This is a genomic window from Pseudomonas sp. Pseu.R1 (genome assembly GCF_045764065.1).
GTDB lineage: Bacteria > Pseudomonadota > Gammaproteobacteria > Pseudomonadales > Pseudomonadaceae > Aquipseudomonas.
Genome location: NZ_JBJGEE020000001.1, coordinates 2148568 through 2160255, shown reverse-complemented (window position 1 = coordinate 2160255; position 11688 = coordinate 2148568). Strand labels below are relative to the sequence as shown.

Here is an 11688-nt window from a genome sequence, read left to right as displayed (position 1 = left end):
AAAAGGGCGTCTCCCTAAAGCACCTATCCGTTCGAGGAGTTTGCGGATCGAAGCACCCTCACTACCATCGCCGCTTTCACGGGGCAGTTGGGCGGAAGGGAAGCGGTCATGAGCGAAATGGACGATCTGGCGGCGTTTGCAATGCTGATCGAGGCCAACAGTTTCACGCTGGCGGCGCAATGGCTGGACGTCAGTACCAGCCAGCTCTCCAAACGCATCAGCAAACTGGAAAGCAATTTCGGAGCGAGGCTGCTCCATCGCACGACCCGCACACTGTCGTTGACGCCAGCAGGGGCCGTCTTGTTGCCCGAGGCGCGGGCGTTGCTGGCGCATCGCGACCGTGTGCGTGACGCCATGGCGTGTTTGAGCGAACGGCTGACAGGCACCGTCCGACTGAGCGTGCCGGTGGTCATGGGGGATACGTTGTTCGAGGCGATACAGACGGAGTTTTCGCCGCAATATCCCGATGTCCACGTAGAGCTGGAACTGAACGATGCGTTTCGTGAGTTGCGGCGGGATGGTTTCGATCTGGGCATCCGTTCGAGCATTGGGGTCAATGAGCGGCTCACTGCACATCCGTTGTTTGCCCTGCAAACGCTGACCTGCGCCAGTCCCGAATACCTCGCCCAGCACGGCAAGCCGCAAACGCCGGACGCACTGCGCGTGCATCGCTGCCTGTCGAGCAGCCATCGAGACCCACATGAAATCTGGACCTATCACTGCAATCAGGAAGTCAGTCGCGTGGGTATCCGAGGCGCTTTTTCCAGCAATCATCCTGGTTTGCTGAAGCGGGCTGTGTTGATGGGGCAGGGCATTGCGAGGTTGCCGTCTTGCCTTGTGTATAACGAAATCGGCGACGGTCGGATGGCGTGGTTGCTGCGCGAGTACCAGACGCCCGTGTCATCGTTGTTTCTGGTGCATGGATTTGACCAGCATCTGCCGAGGCGCGTGAAGGTCATGGCGGAGTTTTTGACGGCGTGGTTCGACACCTGCCGAAACAGGCTGGAAACGCTTTGAGTACCGAATAGCAAAACGGCCCCATTGAGGGGCCGTTTCTTTTAGCAGGCGATCACCCGCCCAGATACGCATCCCGCACTTTTGGATCGACCAGCAGCTCTGCACCTGTGCCCTGCATCACCACCCGGCCGTTCTCCAGAACGTAGGCGCGGTCGGCGATTTTCAGGGCCTGGTTGGCGTTTTGCTCGACTAGGAACACGGTCACGCCTTCACGCCGCAATTGTTCGACGATTTCGAAAATCTGCTGAATGATGATCGGCGCCAGACCCAGCGACGGCTCGTCGAGCAGCAGCATTTTCGGCTTGCTCATCAAGGCACGACCGATGGCGAGCATTTGCTGCTCGCCGCCGGACATGGTGCCACCACGCTGGTTGAAGCGTTCCTTCAGGCGCGGGAACAGTTCCAGGACCTTGTCCATCTGCTCCTGATAATCGCCCTTCTCGGTGAAGAAACCGCCCATGGCCAGGTTCTCCTCGACGGTCAGGCGGGCGAACACACGGCGGCCTTCCGGCACGACCGCAATGCTCTTGCGCATGATCACCGAGGATTCCAGACCGACCAGCTCTTCGCCCATGTAGCGAATGCTGCCGCTGTGAGCGCGCGGCGAGCCGCACAGGGTCATCAGCAAGGTGGACTTGCCCGCACCGTTGGCGCCGATCAGGGTGACGATCTCGCCCTGCTGCACGTCGATGCTGACGCTGTGCAGCGCCTGGATCTTGCCGTAGAAGGTGGAAACGTTGTCGAACTGCAGCATTTACGCTTCCCCCAGGTAGGCTTTGATCACATCAGGATTGTCGCGGATCTGTTCCGGTGTGCCGTCAGCCAGAGGCGTGCCCTGGTTGATCACCACGATGTGGTCGGAAATGCTCATGACCAGTTTCATGTCGTGCTCGATCAGCAACACCGTGGCGTTGTGTTCGTTGCGCAACACACCGATCAGCGCCTTCAGGTCTTCGGTTTCCTTGGGGTTCAGACCTGCCGCCGGTTCGTCGAGCATGAGGATGCGCGGACGCGTCATCATGCAGCGGGCGATTTCCAGACGACGTTGCTGACCGTAGGCCAGCGTACCGGCAGGGCGGTTGGCGAAGGCTTTCAGGTCAACGGCTTCCAGCCAGTGCTCGGCGTATTCCATGGCCTCGCGCTCGCTCTTGCGGTACGCCGGGGTCTTGAACAGGCCAGACAGGAAATTGGTGTTCAGGTGGCGGTGCTGGGCGACCAGCAGGTTTTCCACGGCGGTCATTTCCTTGAACAGACGCACGTTCTGGAAGGTCCGCACCACGCCTTTACGGGCGATCTCATGACCGGCCAGGCCCTGAATCGGCTCACCGTCCAGCAGGATGGTGCCCGCTGTAGGCTTGTAGAAACCGGTCAGGCAGTTGAAAACGGTGGTCTTGCCCGCGCCGTTCGGGCCGATCATCGACACGACCTGCTTTTCCTGAACGGTCAGACCGACGCCATTGACCGCCAACAGGCCGCCAAAGCGCATGCTCAAGCCAGAGGCTTGCAGAAGTGGACGGCTCATCAGCGTTCCCCTTTGAGTTTCATGACGGGACGCTGCATCGGCAGGAAGCCCTGAGGACGCCAGATCATCATCAGCACCATCAAGGCGCCGAAGCCCAGCATGCGGTATTCGCTGAATTCGCGAAGCAGTTCCGGCAAGAGGATCATCACGACCGCCGCGAGAATCACGCCCAATTGAGAACCCATGCCGCCTAGTACCACGATGGCGAGGATGATCGCCGATTCGAGGAACGTGAACGATTCCGGGGTGATCAGGCCTTGGCGTGCGGCGAAGAAACTACCCGCGAAGCCGGCGAACGCAGCCCCCAGGGTGAACGCGGAAAGCTTGATTACGGTCGGGTTCAGACCCAGTGCGCGACAGGCGATTTCGTCTTCACGCAGGGCTTCCCACGCGCGGCCGATCGGCATGCGCAGCAGGCGGTTGATCACGAACAGGGCGAGCAAAGCCAGCAGCAGGGCGATCAGGTAAAGGAAGATCACTTTGTTGATGGAGTTGTATTCCAGACCGAAAAACTCGTGGAAGGTCTGCATGCCCTCGGCCGCTTTACGCTCGAAGGTGAGGCCGAACAGGGTCGGTTTTTCGATGTTGCTGATTCCGTTCGGGCCGCCCGTGATGTCGGTCAGGTTACGCAGGAACAGGCGAATGATTTCACCGAAGCCCAGTGTCACGATGGCCAGGTAGTCACCGCGCAAGCGCAATACCGGGAAGCCCAACAGGAAGCCGAACGTCGCCGATGCCAGGCCGGCCAATGGCAGGCAGATCCAGAAACCGAAGCCGAAATAGTGTTGCAACAGAGCGTAGGTGTAGGCACCGACGGCATAGAAACCGACGTAACCCAGGTCCAGCAGGCCGGCCAGACCGACGACAATGTTCAGGCCCAGGCCCAGCATCACGTAGATCAGGATCAGGGTCGCGATGTCGACTGCACCACGGGAGCCGAAGAACGGCCAGATCAGGGCAACGACAACGATGGCGCCGAGGAACCAGCGCTGGGTGGACTGTTGGGTCAGCAGATTGCTGGCCTTGTCCGACACCAGTTTGGTCTGAGGACGCGAGCGCCACATGGCGCTGATCTGCTCGTTGAACAGCACGCGCAGGAACATCAGCAGAGCCGCGGCGAAAATCACCATCACGGTGGTGGTACTGGCTCCGACGACCGCCAGGTTGACCCCGACGATGTCCAGTTTGAGCCCGAGGATCGGGTAGGCAACCAGCAGCACCAAGACAGCGCTGAACAGGGCCGATTTGAGATTCCTGGTCATACTTTTTCAACCTCCGGACGGCCAAGCAGGCCGGTTGGCCGGAACAACAACACCAATACGAGAAGACCGAACGCCACCACATCCTTGTACTGGTCGCCGAAGATGTCGGCGCCGAACGCTTCAGCCACACCCAGCACCAGACCGCCGAGCATCGCGCCCGGGATACTGCCGATACCGCCCAGTACCGCCGCGGTGAAGGCCTTGATGCCGACGAGGAAACCGGCGTTGGGATTGATCACGCCGTATTGCATGCTCAGCAGCACTGCAGCGACTGCGGCCAGTGCAGCACCGATGACGAAGGTCAGGGCGATGATGTTGTTGGTGTTGATGCCGAGCAGGTTGGCCATCTTGATGTCTTCGGCACAGGCGCGGCAGGCGCGACCCAGGCGAGAGCGGGAGATAAACCAGGTCAGGCCGAGCATGGCCACGACGGTCACGATGAAGATCAGGATCTGCATGTACGAGATCACCACTTCATGGGTGGAGCCTGGGCCGAACACGAAGTTGCCGGGAATCAGGTTGGGGATCGATTTGTCTTTCGAGTCCTGCGACAACAGCACGGTGTTCTGCAGGAAGATCGACATGCCGATCGCGGAAATCAGAGGGATCAGACGATTGCTGCCGCGCAGCGGACGGTAGGCAACCCGTTCGATGGCGTAACCGTAGGCGCTGGTCACCACGATACTGGCGACGAAGGCTGCGGTAATCAGCAGGGGAAGGTTGTCCAGGCCCAGCATGGTCAGGCCCGCCAGCGCGATGAACGCGATGTAGGAGCCGATCATGTACACCTCGCCGTGGGCGAAGTTGATCATGCCGATGATGCCGTAGACCATCGTGTAGCCGATGGCGATCAAGGCGTACGTGCTGCCAATGGTCATGCCATTAACGAGCTGTTGGAAAAAATGATAGATGTCTATCTCGGGCATTTGCCGCGCTCCTAAAAACCTTCTCGGTGTTTCACTGGTGAAGTCTTTTTCCCGCTCGCGCGTCGTGATCTACGTCCGCGTTTGGCACGAGCCCAGTGATTCACTGGTGCGGTTTCAAGATGTTCAGGCCATCAAGGTTCTTGTGAAACCCCGCGTGCCAGCTAAAACAAAGCCCACTGCGGTTGCAGTGGGCTTCGGGTTCAACCTGAGGCGTGTGATTACTTCACAGGGGCTTCAGTCTTGGTGCCATCTTTGTGCCAGGTGTAGACGACGAATTTGAAGTCTTTCAGGTCACCCTTGGCGTCGAAGGACAGATCGCCGGTCGGGGTCTTGAAAGTGCCTTTGTGGATAGCTTCAGCCACTTTAGCGGTGTCTTCGGACTTGGCGGCCTTGATGCCTTCGGCGATCACTTCCACAGCGGCGTAGGCCGGGAACACGAATGGACCGCTCGGGTCTTCTTTCTTCGCTTTGAAGGCGTCAACCAGTGCCTTGTTCGCCGGATCCTGGTCGAAGGATTTCGGCAGGGTCACGAGCAGGCCTTCGGAAGCGTCCTGAGCGATTTGCGAGATCGAAGCGTTACCCACGCCTTCCGGACCCATGAAGCCCGCTTTCAGGCCTTTTTCCTGGGCCTGACGCAGAATCAGGCCCAGCTCTGGGTGGTAGCCGCCGTAGTAGACGAAGTCGACGTTGGCTTGCTTCATCTTGGCGATCAGCGAGGAGAAGTCCTTGTCGCCGGCGTTGATGCCTTCGAACAGGGCGACTTTCACGCCGTCTTTTTCCAGGGTTTGTTTAACGGCGGTGGCGATGCCTTCACCGTATTGCTGCTTGTCGTGGATGACCGCAACGATTTTCGGCTTGACCTGCTTGGCGATGTACTCGCCTGCAGCTGGGCCCTGAGCGCTGTCCAGGCCGATGGTGCGGAACACCAGTTTATAACCACGGGCAGTGATGTCCGGGCTGGTAGCGGCCGGGGTGATCATGATCACGCCTTCGTCTTCATAGATGTCGGACGCTGGCTGGGTGGAGCTGGAGCACAGGTGGCCGACAACGTATTTCACGCCATCGTTGACCACTTTGTTGGCGACCGCCACCGCTTGTTTAGGGTCACAGGCGTCGTCGTATTCAACGGCCTCAAGCTTCTTGCCGTCCACACCGCCTTTGGCGTTGATTTGCTCGATGGCCATCTTGGCGCCGCTGAACTGCATGTCGCCGTATTGGGCAACAGCACCGGTTTTAGGACCGGCGATGCCGATCTTGATGGTGTCGGCTGCGAACGAATGGCTGGCAACCCCCGCCAGAACCAGTGCGGCAAACAGCTTGGAAATCTGATTAATACCCTTAGTCATGATGCTCCACTCTTGCGTTGTAGTTTTTATAATCCTGACGGCCAAAGCTGCAGGACCGGATTGATTTATCCAGGCCACACCCCCAGCAACTGTACCGGAACAGTTTAGAGCGCCGGTTGAGCGCTTGAAAAGCTGGCTACGGGGGGCAAAGCCTGTCTATGTCGCTTAATCGAAAGAAAGATACACAATCAAGCCGGTCGATTACCCAACCGGGTCGTTCTATCTATCGGCTTGAGCGAAGTTCTCTGCAATCAATCACTTGAATCCGGGTTTGAGCGCAGGGAAGGCGGCGTTATCATTTGCGCCGATTTTCCAAACGGTGAAACCCATGACGCAAGAACCTAGCACCCTCTATGCCAAGCTGCTTGGCGAAACGGCTTCGATCTCCTGGAAAGAATTGCAACCGTTCTTCGCCAAGGGTGCCCTGTTGTGGGTCGAACCCTCTCAGGATCTGATTGTCGTGGCCGAAGCTTTCGCCGAGAACGCCGAGGCCAAAGTGGCTGCGTGGCTAAAGAGCGGGGAGGTCGGCAAGGTCTCTGAATCAACGGCTCTGGACTTGCTGGAGCGTGATCCGACGTTGTGGGCGGTGGTGGTGGCGCCTTGGGTGTTGATCCAGGAAAGGGCGTGATGCGGAGTTGCGCGCTGTATTGGTGCGAGTAGTGATGGCGAAGTGGGTGCGGGGGTAACGCTGGCCTCGCTTTAGATTGTTACTCTGATGCCCCTCGGGCGCATTCGTCGGCTTGCTGGCGAATGCGCCCGAAGGGCATCAATGTAGCGATCTCAATCTGAGACCCAGCGATCTCACCCCAAATAATCAGTCTTCCCCGTATGCTGATTCAACGAAATCACTCGCGTTTTGCCGATCCGGTGGCGGTAAATCTCGCGCAGGTATTTCACCGCCTTCTTCACACTTTCCCGCGAAATACGAATGTCGTTGATCGAGATAAATCGCGATTTGTCGTCAATCAACTCGCGGTATTTCTTCTCGTACATCGGCTTGATCGCGTACCAGTTGGTGTCGAGGATTTTCGCCGGGTTTTCGTATTCGTTGAGCAGGTCGTCGATACGGTCCTCGTCGAATTCCTCGCTCATGATGAAATCCAGAATCGAGTTGTCCAGCGTGTCATCGAAGCGATACGGCTGTTTGGCGAAGCAGCGCTTGATGAACGCCACGATCAGGGTCAGGAAGTCGTCCGACAGGCACGGGCTTTTGGCAATCAGCGTGGTCAGCGACAGGTTGGCCGAGGCGCCGATCACCAGTGCGTAGCGCTTGAGCGTGGTGTTGGGGAACAGGCTGTTCAGATGGGTCTTGAGCCGGTTCAGGTCCATGTACGACAGCTTGTAATCCTTGGGCAGCGAAACGATGGACACCACCGAGGAGCAATTCTTGAAGAAGTGCAGGTCGTGCAGCGCTGCCGCGTCGTAGCCCGATGTTTTGTACTGCTCCAGCGCAGCGCGGTAACGCCGCGACTCGATCGGCAGCAGGCTGATGCCCTCGATGGCCTGGGTCATCTTGTTGAAGTGCGGCAAGTCGATGGAGCGGAAGAACAGGTCGTCGATGTCCAGACGCGGTTGTTCTTTCTCGAAGATTTTCAGCTTGTCCGACCCGGCAGGGGGCGTTTCCGGCACCACCGATTCGGCGTAGGCAATGGCCACAGGACCGGCCAGGCTCATGAACAGGTCGTTGGCGTCCAGGCGAATCGTCTCGCCAATGTCGATGCCTGCGCGCCGGAAATAATTCTGGTCGTAGTCGGTCGTAACCGCCTGGGCCGTCAGAATGTTGAAAATCTGCTGTGAGATGTACTGGTTCGCGTGACGCTCCATGGCGTTGACGTCGATGTTCTCGATGGTGCCGTCATCGCTCTCTTCGGCGTAACGCATGATGTCATTCGAGATCAGCATCATGGCGTTCCATGGGCGAATGCGGCCCATGACGCTGGCTTCGCTGCTGTCTTCGTTCTCGAAGTTGTACGAGAAGTCCCATTCCTCTGCCAGATACTTGCACAGCAAACGTCCGGCGTTGATGTGCAGGGCTTCGGACATTTCGCTGCGATGGTCGGAAATGTTAGGCAGCACGCAGATGCCGCTGGTGAAGATCGGCTCGAAGACGAACGAGCGCCCACGTTTGCCGTCGTTCTCGCTGGCAGGCTTGGTGTCGAACGTCTTGTTCATGTACGAGAATTGCTGCGCCAGGCCGAACTCCGAGGCCATGCCCGAGCCGGTACCGCCGCCTGCACTGAAAATGTAGAAATACAGCCGCGACTGGTTGGCCTTGATGCCGCAGGAGTCGATCAGGTACGAGTGGATCAGTTTCCAGTCGGCGCTGGAAAAATGCTCGGTGTCCTTGTTGAGGATGATCTTGGCCAAGTACTGGCCCAGGATCGGCGCGTTACCGGCGCCCCCAGCATGGACTTCGGACAAGTCCATGATCTTCATCTTGCTGTAGTCCTTGATGAAGCCGCTTTTCTCGCCTTTGCGCGAAAAGCGGATGCGTCCGGCAATGTCTTTGTCCAGATCGCCCAGCATCACCAGTGGCTCGACCAGAAACACCGGCTTGCTCGACTTGTTCTGCACCAGGCGCAAGTTGTTGCGAATCCAGCGTGCCGGGCTGTAGCCCTTGTCGTCGCGCAGGCGATCGTCGTTATTCAACTGATTGAGATAGAAGGTGCGGGCGTTGTACACCAGTTCCGCGACGTCCAGCGCGATGTTGGAGCCGCAACGGCCCAGGCCGATCAGGCAGACCGAGGGAAACTGCTGATCGCTACGGTTTTCCGTTTCTTCGAAATGGATCGACGGCGGAAACACCATGTCGCGCAGGCCGTCGAGGTTGTCGAGGATGCGGTCCGTGTCGGTTTCAGTGAAATACAAATACGACTGGGCAGGCACCGGCTGAGCGCGGTAATGGCCCTGGGGCACGACACTGTGCTCGTCGAGTACGTGTTGCAGAAGTTCGGATACAGCGCCGGCTGCCTCGGTTTTGTTGGTCATCGCACGTCATGCCTGGAGGATGACGCAGAGGTATCAGCGCGCCATCACTGAAAATAAAACCCGACTCTACAGCGGGATATCGGCGGCGGGCGATAGGGCCTAGCCCTAGCACCGCCTAAGGGAATCCCTCTGCTGATCGGCAGGGAGCGGTGCTTCTTGACGGGGCCGGCGCGAGGTTGAGCGCTGCTTCACAGGCTCAACGCTGAGGGCGGGCGCGAAAACGGTCGCCGTGGGCGTGACTGGCACGTTGAGACTTGCCGCTTGTACCGGGGGTGGTGCCTGTCATCTCCACAGTTTCCAACAGGTGAGTGGAAGGCCACAGTTCGGACGGCTTGCGCTGGTTGAGCTGTTTCACCAAGGGCCTGAGCGCTTCGAGCGGCGCCGGTTTGCTGAACAGATAGCCTTGCACGTAATCGCAGCCATATTCGCTGAGAAACTCCAGTTGTGCCGGTGTTTCCACGCCTTCGGTGACCACTTTGAGGTGCAGGGTGTGGGCCATGACGATGATCGCCTGAACGATTTCCATGTCTTGCGGGTATTTGGGGATGTCGAGAATGAACGAGCGGTCGATCTTCACCGTGTCCAGCGGCAGCCGTTTGAGGTAAGCCAGTGACGAATAGCCGGTGCCAAAGTCGTCGATGGACAGGGCCACGCCCAGCTTGCGAATGTCGTTGAGCAACAGCACGGTGTTGCTGATGTTGCCCATCAGAGCGTTTTCCGTGACCTCCAGCTCCAGTCGCTGTGGGGCTACGCCCGCTGCTTTGAGGGCGACGTCCATTTCTTGAACCAGTTCTTCGCGGGCCAGATTCAACGCCGAGCAGTTCACCGCGATGACCAGTTTTTCGAAGCCGCTGTCGCACAGTTGCGCCAGATCCTGACAAGCCCGGCGCAACACCCAGTTGTCCAGTTCGGCAATCAATCCGTTGTTTTCGGCGATGGTGATGAAACGGTCCGGTGTCAGCAGGCCATGGACCGGGTGCTGCCAGCGCACCAGGGCTTCCAGTTTGGCCACGTGACCGGTGCGCAGGTCGACGATAGGCTGGTAGAACACTTGCAGGCCCTGCTCTTCGACCAATGCGCTGCGCAGTTGCTCTTCAAGATGCAACTCCAGGCTGGCCTTGGTCTTCAGGCCTTCGTTGAAGAAATGCAGGGTGTTGCGGCCGTTGCCCTTGGATTGGTAGAGCGCAAGGTCGGCGTTCTTGAGCAGTTCTTCACACGTGGTGCCGTCGTGCGGAAAAACGCTGATGCCGATGCTGGTACTCATCACCATGCGCCGCCCGGCCAACGCGATGGGGTCTTTCATTTTGGCCATGACCCGCTGTGCCATGTGCCGGGCTTCCTCGATGTTGTGCAAGGCAATGAGGATGCAAAACTCATCCCCGCCAAACCGCGCCACCACATCATGGGCACGTGTGGCGCCGCGAATCCGCTCGGCGATGACTTTCAACAGCTCGTCGCCAGCGTCGTGACCCAGGCTGTCGTTGATGCGCTTGAAGTGATCGACATCGAGAAACATCACCGCCAGCATGCCGTCCGCCAACTGCTGTTCCATCAGGCGCTCGGCGAAGATCTGATTGAAGCCTCGACGGTTGATCAGGTTGGTGAGGGCGTCGTAATGGGCCACTTGCTGTAACGAGACGCGAGCCTGATCCAGTTGGCTCAACAGCGCATTGACCCGATGCAGGTCACGCTCCTTGGCCTGAAGTTTTTTGTCGGCCAGTGCCGCGCTGACGCTGCCTGCGATGATCAGCAGCACGATCAGGGCGATGGTCAGGCTCAATTGCAGGCTGTTTTCAGTGGACGCCATTTGCATCTGCGTGCCGTCCGGCACCATCAGATGCAACGCCCACATACCCATGAAATGGGTGCTGACGATCCCGGCGCCCAGCACCAGACTGGCACCGTACTTGATCAATTGATGGAAAAGCCCGCTGCCCTGACGCAGATGAATCGCCAGAACCAGCGCAGCCAGGCTGCTGGCAATCGCTACCACGACCGAGCCTGCAAAGCGCACGGGCTCGTAATACTGCACCGCACTGGAGCGCATGGCAGACATGCCCACGTAGTGCATTGCGGTGATACCCAGGCCAATGCAGATGGCAGCAAACAGATATTGCGCGACGTTCAACTCAGCGTGACTAAGGGCTTCCATGGCGACCATGCCGGACACCAGCGCAATCGCCAGCGAGGCGACGGTGATGGGCAGGTCGTAGTGCATTTCCAGCGGCGCCTGAAACGACAGCATGCTGATGAAATGCATCGCCCAAATACCCACCGCCAGGCATAGCGCGCCCAGTGCACGCCAGCGCAGACGCGCGTTGCGGTGCTCGACGTGGCCCACACGTTCGGCGATGTCCAGTGTCGCGAAGCTGGCAGCGCAAGCCACTGCGTAGGCAAGCAGAATCAGCAGAGGGTTATGGCTGCACTCAAGCAGCATCCGGCCACTTACCGATGTCGCGGGGAGAAAATGCAAACCCAGCCAATCCATAGCACGCTCCATGTGTCCACTGCCGGAGTGATCTCAGTCTGGGTAACTGATGGCACTTTGGAATGATTATAGGAGTCGCAGGGTTTTAAACAGCCGTTGGAAGACGGACGTACCAACTATTTCGGAATAGGCTCAATCG

9 protein-coding genes are annotated in these 11688 nt (G+C 58.6%); 2 read left to right on the top strand and 7 right to left on the bottom strand.

From position 1 onward, the window contains the following. The first annotated feature begins 108 nt into the window (after positions 1–108). Positions 109–1017: a LysR family transcriptional regulator gene (locus ACI5GA_RS09955; RefSeq protein ID WP_421422686.1), complete on the top strand. Its 909-nt coding sequence runs from the start codon at positions 109–111 to the stop codon at positions 1015–1017. A gap of 52 nt (positions 1018–1069) precedes the next feature. Here ACI5GA_RS09955 and ACI5GA_RS09950 read toward each other — a convergent pair whose 3' ends face one another. The 5 genes from ACI5GA_RS09950 to ACI5GA_RS09930 form a co-directional block, all read right to left on the bottom strand. After that, on the bottom strand, positions 1070–1771 hold the full coding sequence (locus ACI5GA_RS09950) for an ABC transporter ATP-binding protein (RefSeq protein WP_404636199.1): 702 nt from the start codon (positions 1769–1771) through the stop codon (positions 1070–1072). Next, on the bottom strand, positions 1772–2539 hold the full coding sequence (gene livG / locus ACI5GA_RS09945; protein WP_108235778.1) for a high-affinity branched-chain amino acid ABC transporter ATP-binding protein LivG: 768 nt from the start codon (positions 2537–2539) through the stop codon (positions 1772–1774). It lies immediately after the preceding gene. Continuing rightward, positions 2539–3801, bottom strand: a complete 1263-nt coding sequence (locus ACI5GA_RS09940) for a high-affinity branched-chain amino acid ABC transporter permease LivM (RefSeq protein WP_404636200.1) — start codon at positions 3799–3801, stop codon at positions 2539–2541. The genes livG and ACI5GA_RS09940 overlap by 1 nt, the downstream gene beginning before the upstream one ends. Next, positions 3798–4727 carry a high-affinity branched-chain amino acid ABC transporter permease LivH gene (gene livH / locus ACI5GA_RS09935; RefSeq protein WP_108235780.1) on the bottom strand — a complete coding sequence of 310 codons (930 nt, stop codon included), beginning with the start codon at positions 4725–4727 and terminating at the stop codon, positions 3798–3800. Before livH ends, ACI5GA_RS09940 begins: the two co-directional genes overlap by 4 nt. Positions 4728–4945: 218 nt before the next feature. Next, complete coding sequence (locus tag ACI5GA_RS09930; protein ID WP_404636202.1) at positions 4946–6073, bottom strand: branched-chain amino acid ABC transporter substrate-binding protein; 1128 nt, start codon at positions 6071–6073, stop codon at positions 4946–4948. A gap of 328 nt (positions 6074–6401) precedes the next feature. On the opposite strand from ACI5GA_RS09930, the gene ACI5GA_RS09925 reads away from it, so the two are divergent. Further along, positions 6402–6701, top strand: a complete 300-nt coding sequence (locus tag ACI5GA_RS09925; protein WP_404636203.1) for a DUF2288 domain-containing protein — start codon at positions 6402–6404, stop codon at positions 6699–6701. 173 nt (positions 6702–6874) lie between these two features. On the opposite strand, the gene ACI5GA_RS09920 is transcribed toward ACI5GA_RS09925, so the two are convergent. Beyond that, positions 6875–9061, bottom strand: a complete 2187-nt coding sequence (locus ACI5GA_RS09920) for a hypothetical protein (protein ID WP_404636204.1) — start codon at positions 9059–9061, stop codon at positions 6875–6877. Positions 9062–9257: 196 nt separating this feature from the next. After that, on the bottom strand, positions 9258–11549 hold the full coding sequence (locus tag ACI5GA_RS09915; protein ID WP_421422685.1) for a putative bifunctional diguanylate cyclase/phosphodiesterase: 2292 nt from the start codon (positions 11547–11549) through the stop codon (positions 9258–9260). Between the last annotated feature and the right edge of the window lie 139 nt (positions 11550–11688).

Coding starts and splice junctions, on each gene's coding strand:
- ACI5GA_RS09950 (WP_404636199.1), bottom strand. CDS start 1,771: ATGCTGCAGTTCGACAACGTTTCCACCTTCTACGGCAAGATCCAGGCG.
- ACI5GA_RS09940 (WP_404636200.1), bottom strand. CDS start 3,801: ATGACCAGGAATCTCAAATCGGCCCTGTTCAGCGCTGTCTTGGTGCTG.
- ACI5GA_RS09930 (WP_404636202.1), bottom strand. CDS start 6,073: ATGACTAAGGGTATTAATCAGATTTCCAAGCTGTTTGCCGCACTGGTT.
- ACI5GA_RS09925 (WP_404636203.1), top strand. CDS start 6,402: ATGACGCAAGAACCTAGCACCCTCTATGCCAAGCTGCTTGGCGAAACG.
- ACI5GA_RS09920 (WP_404636204.1), bottom strand. CDS start 9,061: ATGACCAACAAAACCGAGGCAGCCGGCGCTGTATCCGAACTTCTGCAA.
- ACI5GA_RS09955 (WP_421422686.1), top strand. CDS start 109: ATGAGCGAAATGGACGATCTGGCGGCGTTTGCAATGCTGATCGAGGCC.
- livH (WP_108235780.1), bottom strand. CDS start 4,727: ATGCCCGAGATAGACATCTATCATTTTTTCCAACAGCTCGTTAATGGC.
- livG (WP_108235778.1), bottom strand. CDS start 2,539: ATGAGCCGTCCACTTCTGCAAGCCTCTGGCTTGAGCATGCGCTTTGGC.
- ACI5GA_RS09915 (WP_421422685.1), bottom strand. CDS start 11,549: ATGGATTGGCTGGGTTTGCATTTTCTCCCCGCGACATCGGTAAGTGGC.